23 protein-coding genes are annotated in these 18986 nt (G+C 60.9%); 8 read left to right on the plus strand and 15 right to left on the minus strand.

Going from position 1 to position 18986, the window contains the following annotated elements; all coding sequences use genetic code 11:
* Nucleotides 1-52: 52 nt before the first annotated feature.
* Entirely contained in the window at nt 53-301 is a 249-nt protein-coding gene (locus FHT92_RS03300) for a hypothetical protein (RefSeq protein WP_183744622.1), read from the minus strand.
* A 286-nt stretch (nt 302-587) separates the two neighbouring features.
* Between FHT92_RS03300 and FHT92_RS03305 the strand changes: the two genes are divergently transcribed.
* The gene (locus FHT92_RS03305) at nt 588-1802 is read left to right on the plus strand and encodes an MFS transporter (protein WP_183744625.1); all 1215 of its coding nucleotides are present in this window, start codon (nt 588-590) and stop codon (nt 1800-1802) included.
* A 472-nt stretch (nt 1803-2274) separates the two neighbouring features.
* On the opposite strand, the gene FHT92_RS03310 is transcribed toward FHT92_RS03305, so the two are convergent.
* Nucleotides 2275-3255, minus strand: coding sequence for a LysR family transcriptional regulator (locus tag FHT92_RS03310; RefSeq protein ID WP_183822489.1), 981 nt, complete (start codon nt 3253-3255; stop codon nt 2275-2277).
* A 110-nt stretch (nt 3256-3365) separates the two neighbouring features.
* Here FHT92_RS03310 and FHT92_RS03315 point away from each other — a divergent pair, with 110 nt between their 5' ends.
* The gene (locus tag FHT92_RS03315; protein WP_183822491.1) at nt 3366-3827 is read left to right on the plus strand and encodes a cupin domain-containing protein; all 462 of its coding nucleotides are present in this window, start codon (nt 3366-3368) and stop codon (nt 3825-3827) included.
* Nucleotides 3828-3887: 60 nt separating this feature from the next.
* Here the strand turns inward: FHT92_RS03315 and FHT92_RS03320 are convergent, their stop codons facing one another.
* Nucleotides 3888-4199: a Dabb family protein gene (locus tag FHT92_RS03320; RefSeq protein ID WP_183822493.1), complete on the minus strand. Its 312-nt coding sequence runs from the start codon at nt 4197-4199 to the stop codon at nt 3888-3890.
* Nucleotides 4200-4312: 113 nt separating this feature from the next.
* Nucleotides 4313-4948 (minus strand): hypothetical protein, encoded by a 636-nt coding sequence (locus FHT92_RS03325; RefSeq protein ID WP_183822495.1) that lies wholly within the window; start codon nt 4946-4948, stop codon nt 4313-4315.
* A gap of 157 nt (nt 4949-5105) precedes the next feature.
* Here FHT92_RS03325 and FHT92_RS29605 point away from each other — a divergent pair, with 157 nt between their 5' ends.
* Entirely contained in the window at nt 5106-5240 is a 135-nt protein-coding gene (locus FHT92_RS29605) for a hypothetical protein (protein WP_281413009.1), read from the plus strand.
* A gap of 94 nt (nt 5241-5334) precedes the next feature.
* Here FHT92_RS29605 and FHT92_RS03330 read toward each other — a convergent pair whose 3' ends face one another.
* From FHT92_RS03330 to FHT92_RS03350, 5 genes are all read right to left on the minus strand, one after another.
* On the minus strand, nt 5335-5901 hold the full coding sequence (locus FHT92_RS03330; protein ID WP_183822497.1) for a TetR/AcrR family transcriptional regulator: 567 nt from the start codon (nt 5899-5901) through the stop codon (nt 5335-5337).
* A 21-nt stretch (nt 5902-5922) separates the two neighbouring features.
* Nucleotides 5923-6384, minus strand: coding sequence for a nuclear transport factor 2 family protein (locus tag FHT92_RS03335; RefSeq protein ID WP_183822499.1), 462 nt, complete (start codon nt 6382-6384; stop codon nt 5923-5925).
* Between the two features lie 200 nt (nt 6385-6584).
* Nucleotides 6585-6953, minus strand: a complete 369-nt coding sequence (locus tag FHT92_RS03340; protein ID WP_183822501.1) for a DUF983 domain-containing protein — start codon at nt 6951-6953, stop codon at nt 6585-6587.
* Between the two features lie 338 nt (nt 6954-7291).
* A complete protein-coding gene (locus FHT92_RS03345) occupies nt 7292-8695 on the minus strand; it encodes a PLP-dependent aminotransferase family protein (RefSeq protein WP_183822503.1) in 1404 nt (467 codons plus the stop codon).
* A gap of 108 nt (nt 8696-8803) precedes the next feature.
* Nucleotides 8804-10234: a PLP-dependent aminotransferase family protein gene (locus tag FHT92_RS03350; RefSeq protein ID WP_183822505.1), complete on the minus strand. Its 1431-nt coding sequence runs from the start codon at nt 10232-10234 to the stop codon at nt 8804-8806.
* A gap of 87 nt (nt 10235-10321) precedes the next feature.
* Between FHT92_RS03350 and FHT92_RS03355 the strand changes: the two genes are divergently transcribed.
* Both FHT92_RS03355 and FHT92_RS03360 read left to right on the plus strand, forming a co-directional pair.
* Complete coding sequence (locus FHT92_RS03355; RefSeq protein WP_183822507.1) at nt 10322-11185, plus strand: DMT family transporter; 864 nt, start codon at nt 10322-10324, stop codon at nt 11183-11185.
* A gap of 45 nt (nt 11186-11230) precedes the next feature.
* On the plus strand, nt 11231-11944 hold the full coding sequence (locus FHT92_RS03360) for a class I SAM-dependent methyltransferase (protein WP_183822509.1): 714 nt from the start codon (nt 11231-11233) through the stop codon (nt 11942-11944).
* Nucleotides 11945-11964: 20 nt separating this feature from the next.
* On the opposite strand, the gene FHT92_RS03365 is transcribed toward FHT92_RS03360, so the two are convergent.
* A complete protein-coding gene (locus tag FHT92_RS03365) occupies nt 11965-12585 on the minus strand; it encodes an ABATE domain-containing protein (RefSeq protein ID WP_183822511.1) in 621 nt (206 codons plus the stop codon).
* A 239-nt stretch (nt 12586-12824) separates the two neighbouring features.
* Here FHT92_RS03365 and FHT92_RS03370 point away from each other — a divergent pair, with 239 nt between their 5' ends.
* A complete protein-coding gene (locus FHT92_RS03370; RefSeq protein ID WP_183822513.1) occupies nt 12825-13664 on the plus strand; it encodes an alpha/beta fold hydrolase in 840 nt (279 codons plus the stop codon).
* A gap of 10 nt (nt 13665-13674) precedes the next feature.
* Here FHT92_RS03370 and FHT92_RS03375 read toward each other — a convergent pair whose 3' ends face one another.
* The 4 genes from FHT92_RS03375 to FHT92_RS03390 all read right to left on the minus strand — a co-directional run bounded on the left by FHT92_RS03375 (nt 13675) and on the right by FHT92_RS03390 (nt 15209).
* Complete coding sequence (locus tag FHT92_RS03375) at nt 13675-14049, minus strand: VOC family protein (RefSeq protein WP_183822515.1); 375 nt, start codon at nt 14047-14049, stop codon at nt 13675-13677.
* A 6-nt stretch (nt 14050-14055) separates the two neighbouring features.
* A complete protein-coding gene (locus FHT92_RS03380) occupies nt 14056-14232 on the minus strand; it encodes a hypothetical protein (RefSeq protein WP_183822517.1) in 177 nt (58 codons plus the stop codon).
* Nucleotides 14233-14323: 91 nt separating this feature from the next.
* Nucleotides 14324-14758: a DUF1801 domain-containing protein gene (locus tag FHT92_RS03385; protein ID WP_409527142.1), complete on the minus strand. Its 435-nt coding sequence runs from the start codon at nt 14756-14758 to the stop codon at nt 14324-14326.
* A 10-nt stretch (nt 14759-14768) separates the two neighbouring features.
* Nucleotides 14769-15209, minus strand: coding sequence for a DUF1801 domain-containing protein (locus FHT92_RS03390; RefSeq protein WP_183822519.1), 441 nt, complete (start codon nt 15207-15209; stop codon nt 14769-14771).
* A 165-nt stretch (nt 15210-15374) separates the two neighbouring features.
* Here FHT92_RS03390 and FHT92_RS03395 point away from each other — a divergent pair, with 165 nt between their 5' ends.
* On the plus strand, nt 15375-16997 hold the full coding sequence (locus tag FHT92_RS03395; protein ID WP_183822520.1) for an ABC-F family ATP-binding cassette domain-containing protein: 1623 nt from the start codon (nt 15375-15377) through the stop codon (nt 16995-16997).
* On the opposite strand, the gene FHT92_RS03400 is transcribed toward FHT92_RS03395, so the two are convergent.
* Nucleotides 16994-17950 (minus strand): SDR family NAD(P)-dependent oxidoreductase, encoded by a 957-nt coding sequence (locus FHT92_RS03400; protein WP_183822521.1) that lies wholly within the window; start codon nt 17948-17950, stop codon nt 16994-16996. The two genes, FHT92_RS03395 and FHT92_RS03400, sit on opposite strands and share 4 nt — an antisense overlap.
* A 115-nt stretch (nt 17951-18065) precedes the next feature.
* On the opposite strand from FHT92_RS03400, the gene FHT92_RS03405 reads away from it, so the two are divergent.
* Nucleotides 18066-18977, plus strand: a complete 912-nt coding sequence (locus FHT92_RS03405) for an AraC family transcriptional regulator (RefSeq protein ID WP_183823811.1) — start codon at nt 18066-18068, stop codon at nt 18975-18977.
* The last annotated feature ends 9 nt before the right edge of the window (nt 18978-18986 follow it).

The following is an 18986-nucleotide window of genomic DNA, read 5'->3' on the forward strand; positions in this document are numbered from 1 at the left end:
CTTGGCCTTCTTCCGCTGCAAATCACTGGAACCATGAATAAGCCGATTCCGCTTACATCGGAACCTTTACCGTCACCTTGCGCGGACGCTGGCCATTACCCTGAACGAGAACGGTTATGATGCAGGTATTGCCAACCGGCTGCACGGAAAGAAGCTGGCCGCCCGTCTCGTCCACGACCTGCTGGGCTGCGGCGCTGCAATCGCCCGCCACACGCAGGACAAGCGTGTGTGTATCGTCCGGTGAGGGCGCCGAAACCGCCAGGCCGGCGGCCAATACTGCGACGCTCAGAGGAGAGGCCATGTGCTGTGCTTTCAATGTAATGCCAACTTGCCCCAAATATGTACTCACGTGACCTGAATGGCAAATGAATGCACGGTAACACAGGGTTTTTAGAACAATTCTCGACTATTGCGCGAAATATATCTGATTTCCGAACGATGGACGGAAAATGCCGTCAACGCCTTCCATTGCCGCGAAAATCCCACCCTCTGTTAAATCTGCACCGGACTTGTTCGACCGAGCCTTTCACCATTAGGTTGAAACTGCTATCGCTCGGCTACCTTCATTGGCTGCGTATCCAGAATCAATGCAAAAATCATTTTCGCTCCGTACGGCACAGACGGTTGGTGTGCTCGCCGTCACCCAGCTTATCGGCTGGGGCACCACCTTCGATATGCTCGGTGTCATGGGCCGGGTGATCGCGCCTTCGCTCGGGCTTCCAAATGAAGCGATCTTTGCCGGGCTGACCATCATGATGGTGGTCAGCGCCTTCGCCGGTCCCACCACCGGGCGCTGGCTCGGCCGCTACGGCGCAGCCAAGGTGCTGGCCGCGTCGTCGGTCACCTTTGCGACTGGCTTGCTGCTGCTTGCCGCCACGACCAACATCATCGTCTATGCCATTGCCTGGGTCGTTATCGGGATCGGCGGCGCGCTCGGCCTTTCTGCGCCCTGCTATACCGCCGTTGTCGAACGCGAGGGCGTGAACGGCAAGCGCGTCATCGCCATCCTGATGCTGTTTACGGGTCTTTCGGCGACCATCTTCTGGCCGATCCTGACGCTGCTCAATGAAAGTTTCGGCTGGCGCATCACTTTTGTCGTCAGTGCCGGCCTGCAATTCTTCGTCTGCCTGCCGCTGCATCTCTTCGGTCTGCCGAAACCGGTGGCCAGCCATACGCAGGGGGCTGCCGCCGAAACGCCGCCAGTGGCGCTATCGCCGGCCGACCGCCGTAAGGCCTTTCTGCTGATTGCCGTCTCCACTACGCTCTGCACCTTCATCACCTTCGGCGTTTCACCATCGCTGCTCGAAATCTTCCGTCAGACCGGCGCATCGCCAGCGCTTGCGCTGCAGCTCGGTTCGGCCCGCGGCGTTATCGGCATTTCGGCGCGCGCACTCGACATGCTGCTCGGCAGGCGCGGCAATCCGATCCTGACATCGATTATGGGCGTCAGCCTGATGCTGTTCAGCTTCCTGATGCTCTTCCTCGTTTCGCCGTCGATGCCGTTGCTCATCACCTTCGTGCTGCTCTATGGTTTCGGCTCCGGGGTGCTGGCGGTTGCCCGGGCGCTGCTGCCGCTCGCCCTCTTTTCGGCCAAGGAATATGGGCTGCAGGCTGCCCGCCTGTCGATGCCGCAGAACCTCGCCAATGCCATCGCACCCGTCATCTTCACCGCCATCCTCGACCGTGCCGGCGCCGGCCCGACAATCATCACCTGCGCAGTGCTTGCGGCCATTGCAATGGTTTTCGTACTGATGCTGATGGCGCTGGTGCGCGGCGCGAGGCCGAGCGTGCAGCCAGCCTGAACAGGAGCGGATCGAGCGCTGCCAATCCGTCAAACTTTTGAATCATTTGCAGCTTTTTTCTAAAGAGCTGCTTCCGGTCCTTCACAGATAGATTCATCTGCTACCGGCGTCGTTTCCAGGCTTTTCGCTATCTATTTGAACCTGAATAAGAATTTTCAAACTGAGCCTTTAATGCCGTGTTTTTGCCTAAGTCATTGATCCTGAATAAGTGTTTCACTTATCCTCAAATCTTCGCGTAAAGAATTTCGAAAACAGAAAGCGACTTTGCCGAACTCGAATTATTTGAGATTTTTGTCGCTAGGTGGAACACTTATTCAGGATCAATGACTTAGCGAGGCACTGCTGGCGCGCCACCGGCTATGGCGGCCCGCCTCGCTGCTGTGCCATACCAGCCGCCAGCCGCATCACCGGACGCTCACCCCTCCAGCCGGCCCTGTTGAAACCTTGTCGCTGCAAGCAATTTGGCGCGCGATCAATCTTCCGGGTGTATCGGCAGGGGACCGGGCAATGATGGGACTGAACGCCGCTCCAGCGCAGCGAGGACAGCGGCGATCTGATCCCGGATCCAGGCACTTCCTGGATCGCGGTCGAAGCGGCGGAGCCAATACATGGTCACGTCCATTTTCGGCGAATCCATCGGTGGCATGAACACGTCGATGCTTAGCCGGTCGGTCAACATACCGGCAAAGTGAACCGGAATGCTTCCGAGCATTTCGCTCGCTTCCACGGCAAGGGCGACCGCCTGGAAATGCGGCACCGTGATCATGACACGTCGGGACAGGCCAAGGCGCGCGAGTGCCGGATCAATCGTGCCGACCTTGCTACCATCGGCTGAGCGGAGAACGTGAGGGAGGTCGCAAAAGACATCCACCGGTATTGCGTCTCCTGGACGAATACCGCGACGGGCGAGATGCGAGTGCCCCCGTTTTGCGATGCATACCAGCCAAGATCGGAGGACCTTGCGGCTCCCGACCCAATCGGGCGGTGCGAGCGATCGATCGATAACGATGTCCGCTCTTCCATCACGCAGCATTTCGAAAACCTCAGATGAGGGATGATCTATCATCTGGAGAGTGATGGAGGGTGCCGCTTCGGCAACACGGGCAGCAAGGGGTGGCATCAGCAGCGTGGAGAAATAATCCGAACCAACCAACATGAACGACCGGGTCGACGTGGCGGGATCAAAAGCAATGGTCGTCGCCAATGCCGCTTCCATTCCTGCCAGTGCTTGCCGGATGGGTTCGCCCAGCTCGAACGCGCGGGCGGTTGGCATCATCTGATTGCCCTCGCGGACGAACAATTCGTCATCCAGCAGGGCGCGCAGTCTTCCGAGCGCCGAGCTCACGGCCGGCTGGGACAAGCCGACACGCTCGCCGGCTCTCACCGTCGAAAGTTCGGCCATCATGGCGTCGAATACGCGCAGCAGGTTTAGATCGAGGGCGGCGAAATTCACGGGATCAATATCCCTTATATGATCATTAGATTTCCTTAGGGCTACGCCCGGGGATAATGATCGACAGCAGCACAGAATTCTAGTCAATAACACTTTGGAGGGAAATGACGATGAGCGTCGCTGCGGAAAACATACGCACTGTTACTTGGATGGGCACAACTTACACCATCAATGTCGGAAGGTTCGAAAGCGGCGGAATCGTCGGAGTTTTTGAAAGTATCGTGCCTGCAGGTGGCGGGCCGCCTGTCCACATTCATCACAATGAGGACGAAGTGATCCATGTGATCGAGGGCGACTATGAATTTTGGATGAATGGCGAAGTCGTCCTGGTACGCCCCGGCAACTCTATCTTCCTGCCCCGCGGCGTAGCACATACTTTTCGCGTCGCCAGCACCTCGCCGGGACGTAACCTGACAATCTTGACACCCGGCGGCATGGAGGAATTCTTTGTCGAGGCGGCTGCACAGGCCCCACGGCTACCCGAGCACATGGATCGGTTACTGCAGCTTGGCGACCGATATGGCATCGAATTTCGCGGGCCGGCGAACTGGGTAGTCGACCAGGCGCATTGAGAACAGCATTGAGCTACAGCTGTAATTGCTACGGATGAATGGCGGGCACAACAGCCATCGTCAGTCCTGCAGGGGCCTGGTAACCGCCTGTTCACTATCGAAATCGGCGGCGACCCTGGTATCGCGGAGCGGTTTTACTGTGCGGGTGGAAAGGTCATAATCGGGATGCGCCTTGTAGGCGGCGAGCGTTTCCTCGCTTTCGAATTCTCCATAGACGACAAAATCGATCGCGTTGCCCCACTGGTCCACCTTGACGTTTTCGCCGATTTCCAACTTCAGCGCGTGCGGTATGCCCGTCAGTATCGATAGCCCCTTGCGCACAGCATCGCGGTTTTCCTCCGGCACGGTGAAGAAGACGATATGGCGGATCACGCGGGACACTCCTGTGGCAGTTCTCTGGATTGAGCTTTATAAGCTTGACCCGGGCGATAACACGCGCAGCCTGGGCCATCAACCGGGCCACAATGCCGCGTCAAGCCTATACCCTACGTCCAAAGAGCTGGATGCGGGCGGATCGCCGTGAGGAAAGCCCGTCCATATTCGGCAAGCTTTTCCGCCCTGTCGGTGCCGTTGACGATGCGGCGGGCATTGACCCAGTCTTCCCGCTCTTCATTGAGTTGATCGCAAAGCCGATGACCGGTGAAGCTGCCGCGTAGCATGCCTTCGATCAGGATCGTCACAGCCGGCGTCATTTCCATGGCGCGATCGGGCTCGGCGACGAGATCGATGCCTGTCACGTCGCTCATCGCCTCGTAGTTTCGCTTGTGGGTGAGCTGCACCAGCCCGCGGCCGAGCCAGCACTTGCCGTCCTCGTCCGCTCGCCAGTAAGGCGACTTCACCCAGGAGAGCCGGCCGGACGCGAAGGCGGTTTCGAGGATCTCGATGGCGCGCGAATCGCTCGTTGCCAATGTCTCGCGCACAGGCTGCATCGTGTAAGCGGTCTCATGAAATGCGGTGGCCAAAATATAGGCCAGCCAGCGCCGATCAGCAGTGGCCAAATTCGCGTCCCAGTAGTCGAGGATCGCATTCATGCCTTCGATCTGGGCCGGCGCGAGGTTATCCTTGAACAGCGCATGCTGCACCATGTCGAAGAAGAATTGCCGATCGAGTGAGGCAGTCATGATACGCTTCTCTAAGGCCCGCTGTGGTTAATGCCGGCTTAATCGATTGAATTTTTTTTAATCGTTTCAAGTGTGACCGGGGTCGATTTACACGCAGTTTTTGTTGTGCAATGCATCAATCCGTAAGCACACCCTTGCTGAGGAACAGAGGTATACGATGCAGACCACCGCAGAAACTCCGACCAAGATCCCCCAGCACGTCGTCGACCAGATGGAAAACGAGTGGCGCCAGGTACGCACGCAGCGCGAGAATCCGCGCCCGGTCCGCATGCCCTCCCAGAACGACGCTTGAACACAATCATGACGGGTGAGAACGTCCTGGACCCCTCACCCGCTGCTCCCCGCGTTGCCGGCACTCGTGCTCCTGCCATCGCAGCGGCCACGACTTATCCCCCACGCTTCGTCGCAGCCAGCCTGCCAGCCAGCCGGTCCAGGGTTCTGCGGAACATTTCCTTGTCATCCAGCGCCCGCGAGAGCACCAGTGCGCCCTGAATACCGGAGACGGCCTCTTCGGCCGCGGCAAGTGCGTCATCCTCGGAGCAGTCGGCGCGGACCAGCGCCTGGCGCAGCGCCTCGATCCAGCGGACGAAATAACTCCTGATGACCGGCGAGAAGCGCTGGCGCGTTTCGTCCAGCGCAAAGGCACCGACGAGGCAGACACGGCTGCCGGAGCGGAAATAGTCCATCACATTCGTCCACATCGCATCGATCGCCGCCCCGGGATCGTCACGGCGCAACGGCTCGTAGATAGCGCGTTCGAACCAGCCGTCGACATCGGCAATGACGGCGGCCGCCATCTCCTCTTTCCCGCCGGGGAAGAAGTGATAGAGGCTGCCCTTGCCGATGCCGGTGCGCTCGGTAATGCGGCTGAGTGTCGTGCCCTCGTAGCCAAGCTCGCGGAAGATCTCTGCGAGCAGCGGCACGACATCGGCACGTTCATAAACGGTCTTCACACGTCACCTTACCTTCGCGCCTCAAAGGCCGAGGTCGGAAAGGCCCGGATGGTTATCGGGCCGCCGGCCGAGCGGCCAGTGGAACTTGCGATCCGATTCCTTGATCGGCAGATCGTTGATGCAGGCGAAACGGTGCTGCATCAAGCCCTCGGCGTCGAATTCCCAGTTCTCGTTGCCATAGGAGCGGAACCAGTTGTTGCTGTCATCATGCCATTCGTACGCAAAACGCACGGCGATGCGATTGTCGGTGAAAGCCCAGAGTTCCTTGATCAGGCGGTAATCCAGCTCCTTCGCCCACTTGCGTGTGAGGAAAGCGACAATCTCGGCGCGACCGGTGACGAATTCGGCGCGGTTCCGCCACTGGCTGTCCGGTGTGTAGACGAGGGAGACGCGCTGCGGATCGCGGCTGTTCCAGCCGTCTTCCGCAAGGCGGACCTTCTGGATTGCGGTTTCATGGGTAAAGGGAGGAAGCGGTGCGGGCATGTCTTGTCTCCGTTACTGGATTGTACCTTTCGTTTTCCATTGTACCGATCAGTACAATTGATGCAAGTGGTTTCGGCAGACGCCGTCTGCGACATTTTGGCTTGAGGGCATCCGCACAGCAAAAAGCCGTTCGAGGAACTCGAACGGCCCGGCATTCATATCAGGCGCTTTTCAGAGCGCGGCACTTGCAATGCGGAACGTCAGGCGAGCTTGCCCTCTTCCGCCTTGTAGAAATACTGGCTTGCCACCAGCCATCCCTTCAGCGGCCTCAGTGGCGGAATACAAGTGGCGAACATGAAGGGGCCAGTGACCAGCAGCTGGACCCAGAGCGGCGCCGAGAAGGCAACTTCCAGCCAGACGCCGAGCAGCACGCTCGGCACGCAGGCGAAGCAGATCACGAAGAAGGCCGGGCCATCGGCCGGATCGGCGAAGGAATAATCCAACCCGCAGACTTCGCATTCCTTCTGCAGCGCAAGGAACCCCTTGAACATATGTCCCTGTCCGCAGCGCGGGCAACGGCCCCGGATGCCGGTCTGCATCGGAGGGAGAGGAGGATATTCGGTGTCCATGGCGATCTCGCTTTTCGACGTTGCCGGGCATCGGTTAATCCATTCAATGCCCCATAATGTATGCATACAATATAATTACATTGAAAGCGGATTGCCAGTCTATTCGTCAGAATGACGCAGGGATTTGCGCGTTGGGTTTGCGACGTGTGACGGCGGGAGAATTGCGGCTGCTGGGCGCATTTGCGCGCTCGTCAAAACCCCTCCCTGGGGCTAACCCGTGGCACCGTATCGCCCAGCTTGAAACATTGAGGAAGTGAGAAGCGGCCGCAGCAAGTTAAGCCCCTCCCCTTGTGGAGAGCGGTTTGGGGCGGAGTCTTTATTGAATTGAAGCCGTCAGTTCAGAAAAACGAAGCCGACATTTCCGGCGGCCCCTCAAGCGCATGCGCCATGAAGTCCAGCGCGCCCTTCAGCCTCTCGCGACCGATCGGCCCGCCGAGGCAGACGCGCACGGCTTCGGGGGCAGCACCTTCGACCGTGAAAACGTCACTTGCGACCACACCAATGCCGGAGGAGCGCATGTGGCTGCCGAAGGTCGAGCGGGTCCAGCCGTTTGTCAGCGGCAGCCAGATGTTGAAGCTGATCGGATCGGCCCTGTAGCTGCCCTTGGGCAGGATATTCGCCACCATCTGCTGGCGCGCGGACGTTTCCGCCCGGATGAAGCGCAGGATCGTGTCCGCGGTGCCGTCCTCGATCCAGCGGGTGGCCAGCGCCACCGTCATCGGCGAGGCCATGACATTGTTGGTGCGCATGGCGCTGACGAAGGGCCAGATCGCCTTGGTGTCAGGCGCCACTACGTAGGCAAGGCGAAGTCCGGCACCGATGCATTTGGCGAGACCGCCGATATGCCAGGCCAAGTCGGGCGCGATGGCCGCCAGCGGCGGCGGACCGTGCAGCGGGATGAAGCCATAGGCATCGTCCTCGACGACAGGCACATGATACTTGCGGGCGACGGCGGCGATTTCCTCGCGGCGCTTTTCAGGAATGGTCAGCGTCAGGGGGTTCTGCAGGGTCGGATTGAGATAGAGGGCCTTCGGGGCCAGGCGCTCGCAGGCCTCGGCAAAGGCGTCTGGCAGGATGCCCTCCTCATCCATCGGCAGGCCGGAGAGATTGAGGCGAAGCTGGGCGGCGATCGAGCGCATGCCGGGATAGGTGATGTTTTCCGACAATACGGTCTCGCCAGGCTTGGCCAGCAGGCCGAAGATCGCGAGCAGCGCCGGATGGGCGCCGGGTGTCACGAAGATGCGCTCCTGCGAGAGCACCAGCCCGCGGCGGCTCAGCCAGGCGGCAGCCGCCTCCTTGTCCATGCCCGAGCCTCCAAAACCCTGGTAGCGTAGCAGCGGGATGAGATTGGTTGCCACCGCCGACATGCCCTCGCGCATACGGGCGATCAGATCCTGATCATCCGGCTCGGGCGGCAGGTTCATGGAGAAATCGACGACGGAGGCGCGGCGCGGATCGGGCGCGGCATCGGAGGCGAAGCCGCGGCGCTCCCTGTCCTGCCTGCCGGTGACGAAGGTGCCGCGGCCGACATGCGAATCCACCAGGCCGCGCTTGTGCGCCTCCACATAACCGCGCGCCACCGTGGTGAAATCGATGTTCAGGCGCTTGGCGAGCTCGCGCTGCGGCGGCAGCCGGTCCCCCACCGCGAGCACGCCGCTTCGCAGATCCATTTCGATCAGATCGGCAATTGCCATGTAACGGGGGCTTGATGAGCGGGTAAGGTCGGGATGCCAGTTTTTCACGTGTGATCCAAAATCCATTCTCAAGGCCGGCAGGATCTGGCCTGGATTGACTGTATATTGTTGTGTAGCGATCCTGTCATCCCAAAACATTTGGCATGCGACAGCGTATCACTCAGCTGACCATTCCGCCTGCCTGAGCGAGTCCCGCAGCACCACAAACACCCTGTCATCCAGCGTCTGCGAGACATTGAAGCGCATGAAGCCTGTTGCCGATTGCGACAGGCTGAAGGCGTTGCCCGGGGCGAGGACAACATTCCGGGCAAGTGCGGCACGCGCGACTGCCGCGGCATCCAGACCATCCGGCAGGTGACACCAGAGGAACATGCCGGCCTGCGGCTCCAGCCAGGGGCGAATCCCCAGAGGCTTCAGGCGGGCCGTCACTTCGAACATCACCTTGGCAAGACGGCTGCGCAGGCCCTCGGCATGTTTGCGATAGCTGCCGTCGCTGAGCACACCAAGCACCAGCTCGGCATTCAGCCTGGCGCCGCCGAAGGAGGTGGCGATCTTGAGGTCGATCAGGCCCTCGATCCATTGCGGTCGCGCCGCGATGAAGCCGCAGCGCGCGGCAGCCGAGAGCGTCTTTGAAAAGCTGCCGATATGGATGACGCGATCGAGGCCGTCAAAGGCGGCAAGGCGCGGAGCCGGCGTCAGTTCGAAATCGGCGAAGATATCGTCCTCGATGATGGTGAGGCCGTGTTGCTCGGCAAGCTTGAGCAGCCGGTGGGCCGTGACCGGCGAGAGCATGGCCCCGGTTGGATTGTGGATAGCCGAATTGGTGATGTAGAGGCGCGGCCGATGCTCGGTAAGCGCTGCGGCGAAGAGCTCGATATCTGGGCCTGAGGGCGTATAGGGGACGCTGACGACCTTGGCGCGGTGGGCTCTGAGCAATGCATGGAAGTTGAAGTAACAGGGATCGTCGACCAGCACGGTATCGCCCGGCTCGATGAGGAAACGGCAAAGAAAATCGATCGCCTGCGTGCCGGATTCGGTGAGCATGACCTGATCCGGCGATGCCTCGATGCCGCGCTCCGCCGCGCGGCGTGCAATCAGCTGACGCAGCGGCTTGAGGCCGAGGGGCGAGCCGTAATCGGAAAGGCTTGCGGCATCGGCGCGCGACAGTGATCGCAATGCCCGGCGGATCGCGTCTTCGGGAAGCCATGCGGGCGGCAGCCAGCCGCAGCCCGGTTTGAGGTCGCTTTCCTGCGCCTCCAGCGATTGTCGCGATACCCAGAAGGGATCGACGGCGCGGTCGAGCTTCGGGCCGATATTGGCGAGCGAGAGCGGAGCTGTCTGGCTGGCGACATAGAAGCCGGAACCGGGGCGGGAGAGGATCGCGCCTTCGGCGACCAGCCGCTCATAGGCATCGACCACGGTCGAGGCCGAGACTTTCAAGGTTCCCGACAGGCTGCGGATCGAAGGCAGCCTGGCGCCGGGCGTGAGGCTGCGGCCGGCAATACGCTGGCGGATCGTCGTCATGACCATGCCGACCCGGCTGCCTGCTTGTATCTGTTCGTCCATCCGTACTGCTTCCTTTACCATAACAGTTTCGGCAAATTGTATCGAACCGTGGCTGGCAGCGCCAGTGCGAACGGCGGATAAGCATGGGGCAAACAAAGGAGTGCCTACATGGATCGCACAACGACCGGATGGATCAATGGTTTTATCGGCGTGCTCATCTTCAGCGGATCGCTGCCGGCCACGCGTGTGGCCGTGATGCAGCTCGATCCAGTGTTCATCACGGTGGCGCGAGCGGCGATTGCCGGTATCCTAGCGCTCTGCCTGCTGATCGCCTTCCGGGAAAAGCGGCCTTCGCGGCAGGATCTCACTTCGCTCGTTGTCATCGCGCTCGGCGTCGTCGTCGGCTTTCCGCTGCTGACGGCGCTGGCTCTGCAGCATGTGACCTCGGCGCATTCGATCGTCTTCATCGGCCTGCTGCCGCTCGCAACCGCAATCTTCGGCGTCATCAGGGGCGGCGAGCGCCCGAAGCCGGCTTTCTGGCTCTTCTCGCTGCTCGGCAGCGCGCTGGTCGCGGGCTTTGCGCTGATGCAGGGGCTTACCGCCTCGCCCATCGGCGATGCGCTGATGCTCGGCGCCGTTATCGTCTGCGGGCTTGGCTATGCAGAAGGAGCACGACTGTCACGCCAGCTCGGCGGCTGGCAGGTGATCTCCTGGGCACTGGTGGTTTCGCTGCCGGTGATGATCGTTCTAGCAATCGCCTACCGGCCGCCGAGCTTTGCCGAGATCCAGACGCCGGCCATGCTGGGGCTCGCCTATGTCTCGCTCTTCAGCATGCTGATCGGCTTCATCTTCTGGTATCGCGGCCTCGCGCAGGGCGGTATCGCCGCCGTCGGTCAGCTGCAGCTGCTGCAGCCCTTTTTCGGCCTGGCGCTTGCTGCAACGCTGCTGCGCGAAACGGTGAGCTGGTCGATGCTCGCCGTGACGGTGGCTGTCATTCTCTGTGTGGCGGGAGCGCGCAGGTTCGCGAAATAGGCCGGCAAATTGACAGGCCGGGCGTCATGTAATAACTAAAGTTACATGCAGATTGACGATCACCCCAGTCCGCCCGCCTCTCGCAGGACGGCATCTGCCTTTACCGGCGATGCCGTCAAATCCTATCTCAAAGGGCCGCCGCGGCAGGTACCCGGCTTTTCAAGCCTGCATCGGATGGCGGCAATGCTGATGGCGGAGCGGATGCCTGACAATGGTCGCGTGCTCGTGCTCGGCGCCGGCGGCGGGCTTGAACTCAAGGCCTTTGCCGAGGCGCGTGCGGGCTGGACTTTTGATGGCGTCGACCCCTCCGCCGACATGCTGCAATTGGCGCGGGAGGTTGCCGGAGAACATAGCAGCCGTATCGGCTTTCACCAGGGCGGCATCGATGCCGCGCCTGAAGGCCCTTTCGACGCCGCCGTTTGCCTGCTGACTTTCCATCATGTCCCCGTCGAGCAGAGGCTTGAAATACTTTTGCAAATTCGCCGCCGACTGAGAGCCGGCGCCCCCTTTGTTGTTGCGCATATGAGCTTCCCGCAAACCGAGCCGGAGCGATCGCTGTGGATCGATCGCCATATCGCCTATGGCGCGCCTGACGGAACAGACCCTTTCCGACAGGAGAATGCACGCAAGGCGGTGCGGGAAAGGCTGCATATTCTCGCCCCCGACGAAGAGGAGGCCATGTTGCGCACGGCAGGCTTTTCAGATGTCAGCCTGTTCTACGCCGCCTTCAGCTTCAGGGGATGGGTCACTTATGCTTAGGCAGCCTGCTCCGGCGGCCTTTAGACCTGCCTGATCCGGTCGCGGTGTGCGGCCTGCTTGGCGCGGTTGCCGCAGAGCGCCATGCTGCACCAGCGCCTGCGGTGACCGCGCGTGTGGTCGGCAAACAGCAGGGTGCAGGACTGTCCCTCGCAGGCTTTTACATTGGAAAAATCCTCGGTGCAGACGAAGCGGCCGAGCGCCTCGCCGACCGGCAGCAGCAATGCTTCCGGCGAGCGCCATTTGCGCATCGGCTGGAATTCGAAAGCCTCGCCTTCGTCGGTCTGCCGCACCACGACGCGGCTATAGCCTTCGTCGCGCTCCAGCAGGCGGTTCAGCGGTTCGAGTTCGGCCAGGGCGCCGGGCTTCAACCGTTTTCCCTTGTGCTCGCGGACGAAGGTCCGGAACCACTCGCGGAGGTTCCTCGCTTGATCGGCGACCTTGTCCAATTCTCCCGGCAGCGCCTGAGCCCGCATGGCTTCCAGCGTTTCCGGCGAGACAAGCTTTGCCTGATCGAGCCAGCGCAGCAACCCCTCCCCGTCCTTGATCCAGTCGACAGGCACATCGACGGGTGTTGCCACCGAGTTCAGAAAATCCAGCGCCGGTGCGTCACCCAGAAAAAGGGCGGGAGAGGGGTTAGCCATCACAGGTCCTATTCCGGCTGCCGGTTGCAATCGAAAGCAGCCTCTTTCGAAACGTGATTAACACGTAACCACTCAAAAGGCCGTTGACAAGTTACTTTATTCGAGAGTAACCGTTCTATATCGATTTAAACAGTTACAAGCTGAAAACGAAGAAGAAGGTCATCCGCGAGCGGCGGCAACAGTGGCCCGCAACCCGAACGACCGACATATCGCCCCTCACCTCAACCGAAGGAAACATGATGACCAAGATCAGCTACCGCAACACCACCGTCGACGGCATCAAGATCGCCTATCGCGAGGCCGGCCCCAAAGGCGCGCAAAAGCTCCTGCTGCTGCATGGCTTCCCGACCTCCGGCCACATGTTTCGCGATCTGATCCCGCTGCTGGCCGACCGTTACCATATTATCGCACCCGACCTTCCAGGCTTCGGCCAGTCGGACGATCCCGCGGTTAACAGCTTCGACAGCATTGCAGACACGATCGACCACTTCACAGAGATCGTCGGCTTCGATCGCTACGCAGTCTATGTCTTCGACTATGGCGCTCCGACCGGCTTCCGCCTGGCTGTGAAGCACCCAGAGCGGATCACGGGCATCATCTCGCAGAATGGCAATGCCTATGTCGATGGCCTCAGCGATGCATGGAACCCGGTGCAGGCCTATTGGCAGGACGCCAGCGCAGAAAACCGTGCCGTGCTGAAGGCGTTCCTCGGGCCGGAAACGACGATCTGGCAGTATACGCATGGCGTTGCCGATACGACCAGGATTTCGCCCGACGGTTATTCGCTCGACAATTTCTATCTCTCGCGTCCGGGCGCGGAAGACGTACAGCTCGATCTGATGGGCGACTACAAGAGCAATGTGGCGCTCTACCCTGCCTTCCAGGACTATTTCCGCACGTACAAGCCGCGTTTCCTCGCCGTTTGGGGCAAGAACGATCCCTTCTTCCTGCCGCCGGGCGCGGAAGCCTTCGCCCGCGATATTCCCGACGCCACGATCAAGTTCTTCGATACGGGCCACTTCGCGCTCGAAACGCATGCGGACGAGATTGCCGCTGCGATCCGCGATTTCCTCGGCTGAGGTTGACTGATTAGTCGGAAGTGACACAGAAATTGTTGCCTTCGGGATCGTTCAGCACGGTGTAGTCAGCCGTCTCCCGCACGAAGGTCGCGCCCAGGGATATCAGGCGCGCGACCTCTTTTACCCGGTCGTCGGCAGCGATATCGAGATGAACGCGGTTGCGAGCGGGCCGCTCTCCTTGGCGAAGGTGGAAGCACAGGCGCGGGCCCGGCCCCTTCACCATTACCACCGGGTCGGTCTCGGGTGTCAGGCCGAGCGCTGCAAGGCGGGCGATTTCCTCGTCGTCGTAAGGCAGCACCGCGTAGCCATCGAGTGCGGCGGCCCAGAAGCGGGCGACGCGGGAGGGCACATCGCAGTCGATGACGATTTCCTTCAGCCGCCCCATCGGTTCCTACGAATTGCCGGAGCGGCGCTGAACGAGATGTTCAAGGACCGCACCGCCGGCGGCCGGCAGCAGGGCGAAAACGATGAGCTGTGGCGTTCCCGTCAGCGCCAACAGGCTGGACAGGAGAATGGCGACGAGCATTCCCGCCAGTCCGCCGATCAGATAGGGAAGATAACCCTTCAAGAGAGCCTCCGTCTTATCGGGTTTCAGTGAAAGTGAACTCGCATCGTCCCACATAGGATGGCCCGAGGAATCGACGCTTTCGCCCACGAAACTAGGCGCTCGCTTTCTTCGATGCCGGTTTGCGCGCCGTGTTCAGCGCCACTGCCGCCTGCACCAACGCCTTCAATGCCGCTTCATTAATCTCCTCCCCTTCGTGAATATCGATCGCGCGGCGCGTATTGCCTTCGAGGCTGGAATTAAAGAGGTTGGACGGGTCTTCCACGGAAGCGCCCTTGGCGAAGGTCAGCTTGACGACCGCCTTATAGGTTTCGCCGGTGCAGATGATGCCGGCATGTTCCCAAACGGGGACGCCGCGCCATTTCCACGTTTCCTCTACCTCCGGGTCAGCCTCGCGGATGATGGCCCTGATGCGGGCGAGCGTTTGGCCGCGCCAGTCGCCGAGCTCCTCGATCTTCGCATCGATGCGCTCGGAGGGAGAGGCTTCCTTCTTCTCGGTTTCCTTTTTCGTCGTCGCGGCTTTCATCAGACTCTCTTCCTTACATTTTCTCGCCGGGCAGCAGGCTTGCCTGTTTCACCCATGATGTAAACTGCGCCTCGTCAATCTCATCCTGTTCGTGGATGTGGAAATAGCGTGTTTGCGCTGTCCTGGATTCTTCTGGCGGTACAGGCTGCAAGGCAGCGCCGCGGAAGAAGGCGACCTTGATATATTTGTTGTAGCAATGGATGCCGAGGAACCAGCCGTCGCCCTTCACGCCGTAGAACGGCGAGTTCCATTTGACGGCCTTGTGGGCATCGGGAACGGTTTGCATGATCAATGCATCGAGGCGTCGGCCGACATCACTTTTCCAGCCGGGCATCGCGGCGATATAGGCCTGCACCGGGCCATCGCCCTCGCCTTTGACGATCTGCGGATTGCCGCCGAATAGCAGCTTGGGCTCTGCCGGTTTTGCCGGTTTGGCGGATATCTTGTTGGTCATAGGCACCTCCCCTTGGTGATAATAAGGAAGGATGTCTCGATTTCCAGTCGTGCGTAATGGACACAGGCTGCAAAGATCACAGCTTGCTGACGCGGAAAACCTGCGACACGGCGGCGAACCCGTGGCATAAGGGCGCCAAAATTCTCCCAAGCTTCCGCGTTAGACATGATCCGTATCGAAAATATCAGCAAGCAGAACAGCCACCGCATCCTCTTCATTGAAGCCACAGCCGCCCTCAATCGCGGCGAAAAGATCGGTCTCGTCGGTCCGAACGGCGCCGGCAAGACGACGCTTTTCCGCATGATCAACGGCGAAGAACTGCCGGATGAAGGCCAGGTCTCGGTCGAAAAGCATGTGACCATCGGCTATTTCAACCAGGATGTCGGCGAAATGTCCGGCCGCAGCGCGGTTGCCGAGGTGATGGAGGGCGCCGGCCCGGTCAGCATCGTTGCCGAGGAACTGCGCGAGCTGGAAGCGGCCATGTCCGACCCGGATCGTATGGACGAGATGGACCAGATCATCGAGCGCTACGGCGAGGTGCAGGCGCGCTACGAGGAACTGGATGGCTATGCGCTGGAAGGCCGTGCACGCGAGGTCCTGGACGGCTTGAGCTTCAGCCAGGAAATGATGGACGGCGATGTCGGCGCGCTCTCGGGCGGCTGGAAGATGCGCGTGGCGCTCGCCCGCATCCTGCTGATGCGCCCGGACGTCATGCTGCTCGACGAACCGAGCAACCATCTGGATCTCGAGAGCCTGATCTGGCTCGAGGAATTCCTGAAGACCTACGAGGGCGCGCTCTTGATGACCTCGCACGACCGCGAGTTCATGAACCGTATCGTCACCAAGATCATCGAAATCGATGCCGGCTCCCTCAACAGCTATTCCGGCGACTACGGCTTCTACGAACAACAGCGGGCACAGAACGAAAAGCAGCAGCAGGCGCAGTTCGAGCGCCAGCAGGCGATGCTTGCCAAAGAAATCAAGTTCATCGAGCGCTTCAAGGCGCGTGCCAGCCATGCCTCGCAGGTGCAGAGCCGCGTCAAGAAGCTGGAAAAGATCGAGCGCGTCGAGCCGCCGAAGCGCCGCCAGACGGTGGCTTTCGAATTCCAGCCGGCGCCGCGCTCGGGCGAAGATGTCGTCAATCTCAAGAATGTGCACAAGAAATACGGCAGCCGCACCATCTATGAAGGGCTGGACTTCATGGTGCGGCGCAAGGAGCGCTGGTGTATCATGGGTGTCAATGGCGCCGGCAAGTCCACGCTTCTGAAGCTGGTGACCGGTACGGCCGAACCGGATGCCGGCAGCGTGGCGCTAGGCGCCAGCGTCAAGCTCGGCTATTTCGCTCAGCATGCCATGGATCTGCTGGACGGCGAGCGCACCGTGTTGGAATGGCTTGAAGATTCCTTTCCGCTTGCCGGCCAGGCGCCACTGAGGGCGCTTGCCGGCTGCTTCGGCTTTTCGGGTGATGATGTCGACAAGCGCTGCCGCGTGCTGTCCGGCGGCGAGAAGGCGCGCCTCGTCATGGCCCACATGCTGTTCGACCCGCCGAACTTCCTCGTGCTCGACGAGCCGACCAACCACCTCGACCTCGACACCAAGGAAATGCTCATCAAGGCGCTCGCTGACTTCGAGGGCACGATGCTCTTCGTCTCGCACGATCGCCATTTCCTGGCAGCACTTTCCAACCGGGTGCTGGAACTGACACCCGATGGCATTCACCAGTATGGCGGCGGCTACACGGAATATGTCGAGCGCACCGGCTACGAGGCGCCCGGCATCCACGCCTAGGATCTAGCGAAGGCGTCTACACCGGTCAGTTCCGCCGAGAGCGCCCAGAGCCGGGCCGCCTCGTCGGGATCGACGGCGTAGGCGCGCACGCTGGTTTCGGCGCCGTCATCCGAGATGACAGCGACATCACAGTCTGCGCAATAGAGGCCGCCGAGCCCTTCGAGCTGCGGCGAGGTTGCAGCCCAGACCTGTGTGGCGGCACCCTGTTCTGGGGTCTTGAAACTCGGGTCGTTGGCATTGCCCTCGGCATCGATCCAGCCGGCGGCGACCATATCCTCTTTCTGCAAATGGCGCTGCAGCGGCGTCAGGATCTTGCCGGGATGCAGTGAGAAGGCGCGTATGCCGGCATCCCTGCCCAGCCTGTCGAGATGCACCGCAAAGAGTGCGTTTGCGGTCTTCGATTGTCCATAGGCCTGCCACCGGTCATAACCCTCCGAGAACTGGATGTCGTTCCAGCGGATAGGCGTGATGCCATGCGCACCGGAGGAGACGGCAACCACACGGGCTCCCCTTGCAATTGTCGGCCGGAGACGGTTGATGAGCGCGAAATGGCCGAGATGATTGGTGGCGAACTGCGTCTCCCAGCCTGGACCCACCCTTGTCTCACGGCAGGCCATGATGCCAGCGTTGTTGATGATAATGTCGGCCTTGCGGCCGGAAGCGACGAAACGCTCGGCAAACTGCCGCACACTTTCGAGATTGGAAAGATCGAGCCTGTCGACCTCGACATTGGCGACGCCGGAGAGCGCCTTGGCCGCCGCTTCCGGCTGACGCGCGCCGACCAGCACATGGGCGCCCGCCCGCGACAGCGCCTTCGTCGTCTCCAGCCCAAGGCCGGAATGGCCGCCGGTGACGATTGCCAGTTTGCCTGTGAGGTCGATGCCGGCGAGCACGTCGTCGGCCGTCGAACGGGCGCCGAACCCGGAGCCGATCGGGTGTTGTGCGTTTTCCATTGATGTCTCCTTTTTGCTTCTGTCGGAGACTAATGCGGTGGCGGCCATACGATCTATGCGTTAAAGTCCATGAGATGTTTGCGATCGTCCGGATTTCCGCATGAGTTCCGTTTCCATGGATCCCCTCTCCGATGTGCTGGCGCTGTTAAAGCTCAAGAGTTATGTCTCGGTCGGGCTCGACGCCGGTCGCGACTGGGCGATCGATTTTCCGCCGCCGCAGGGCATCAAGTTCAATGCCGTGCTGTCGGGCAGTTGCTGGCTGGAGATGGATGGTATCGCTGAACCTATCCGGCTGGAGGAAGGCGATTGTTTTCTGCTGACGCAAAGCCGGCCCTTCCGGATGATGAGCGATCGCGGCCTGCCGACGATCCCGGCCCATGACATCTATGCGCATGCGAAGGACGGGATTGCCACCTGCAACGGCGGCGGCGCCTTCTTCCTGGTCGGCAGCCGCTTCGGCTTTGCCGGCGTCGGCGCGGACCTGCTTGTCGGCATGTTGCCGCCGCTTGTCCATATCAGCCAGCATTCGGAGCAAGCCTCGGTCTTGCGTTTTGCCATCGACCAGATGGCACGGGAACTGCGCGGCCGGCATCCCGGGGGCTTCCTGATGACCGAACATCTTGCGCATATCATGCTGATGCAGATCCTGCGGCTCTATCTTTCAGCACCTGAGACGGAGGGCACGGGCTGGCTCTTCGCGCTCGCCGACCGGCAGATCGGCATGGCGATCGGCGCCATGCATGCCGAGCCGGCGCGGCGCTGGACACTGCAGCAGCTTGCTGCGATGACCGGCATGTCGCGTTCCTCCTTCGCCGAGCGTTTCAAGGAAAAAGTCGGCAGCGCGCCAATGGATTATCTCACACGCTGGCGTATGATGCTGGCGGGTGAGCGGCTGGCAAACAGTCGCGAGCCGATCGGAACGATTGCGCTTTCGCTGGGCTATGAGTCAGAAAGTGCCTTCAGTACCGCCTTCAAGCGCGTGATGGCGCGCTCGCCGCGGCAATACGGCCGAGACGCAGCAGGATAAAAGACGCAA

Source organism: Rhizobium sp. BK377 (assembly GCF_014193935.1).
Lineage (GTDB): Bacteria > Pseudomonadota > Alphaproteobacteria > Rhizobiales > Rhizobiaceae > Rhizobium.

Excerpts from the sequence above, each read along its gene's own strand:
- FHT92_RS03325 (WP_183822495.1), bottom strand. The coding sequence starts at position 4,948 with ATGACTGCCTCACTCGATCGGCAATTCTTCTTCGACATGGTGCAGCAT.
- FHT92_RS03335 (WP_183822499.1), bottom strand. The coding sequence starts at position 6,384 with ATGCCCGCACCGCTTCCTCCCTTTACCCATGAAACCGCAATCCAGAAG.
- FHT92_RS03340 (WP_183822501.1), bottom strand. The coding sequence starts at position 6,953 with ATGGACACCGAATATCCTCCTCTCCCTCCGATGCAGACCGGCATCCGG.
- FHT92_RS29605 (WP_281413009.1), top strand. The coding sequence starts at position 5,106 with ATGCAGACCACCGCAGAAACTCCGACCAAGATCCCCCAGCACGTCGTC.
- FHT92_RS03360 (WP_183822509.1), top strand. The coding sequence starts at position 11,231 with ATGCAGATTGACGATCACCCCAGTCCGCCCGCCTCTCGCAGGACGGCA.
- FHT92_RS03390 (WP_183822519.1), bottom strand. The coding sequence starts at position 15,209 with ATGACCAACAAGATATCCGCCAAACCGGCAAAACCGGCAGAGCCCAAG.
- FHT92_RS03305 (WP_183744625.1), top strand. The coding sequence starts at position 588 with ATGCAAAAATCATTTTCGCTCCGTACGGCACAGACGGTTGGTGTGCTC.
- FHT92_RS03405 (WP_183823811.1), top strand. The coding sequence starts at position 18,066 with ATGGATCCCCTCTCCGATGTGCTGGCGCTGTTAAAGCTCAAGAGTTAT.
- FHT92_RS03395 (WP_183822520.1), top strand. The coding sequence starts at position 15,375 with ATGATCCGTATCGAAAATATCAGCAAGCAGAACAGCCACCGCATCCTC.
- FHT92_RS03365 (WP_183822511.1), bottom strand. The coding sequence starts at position 12,585 with ATGGCTAACCCCTCTCCCGCCCTTTTTCTGGGTGACGCACCGGCGCTG.
- FHT92_RS03400 (WP_183822521.1), bottom strand. The coding sequence starts at position 17,950 with ATGGAAAACGCACAACACCCGATCGGCTCCGGGTTCGGCGCCCGTTCG.
- FHT92_RS03300 (WP_183744622.1), bottom strand. The coding sequence starts at position 301 with ATGGCCTCTCCTCTGAGCGTCGCAGTATTGGCCGCCGGCCTGGCGGTT.
- FHT92_RS03370 (WP_183822513.1), top strand. The coding sequence starts at position 12,825 with ATGACCAAGATCAGCTACCGCAACACCACCGTCGACGGCATCAAGATC.
- FHT92_RS03350 (WP_183822505.1), bottom strand. The coding sequence starts at position 10,234 with ATGGTAAAGGAAGCAGTACGGATGGACGAACAGATACAAGCAGGCAGC.
- FHT92_RS03375 (WP_183822515.1), bottom strand. The coding sequence starts at position 14,049 with ATGGGGCGGCTGAAGGAAATCGTCATCGACTGCGATGTGCCCTCCCGC.
- FHT92_RS03315 (WP_183822491.1), top strand. The coding sequence starts at position 3,366 with ATGAGCGTCGCTGCGGAAAACATACGCACTGTTACTTGGATGGGCACA.
- FHT92_RS03355 (WP_183822507.1), top strand. The coding sequence starts at position 10,322 with ATGGATCGCACAACGACCGGATGGATCAATGGTTTTATCGGCGTGCTC.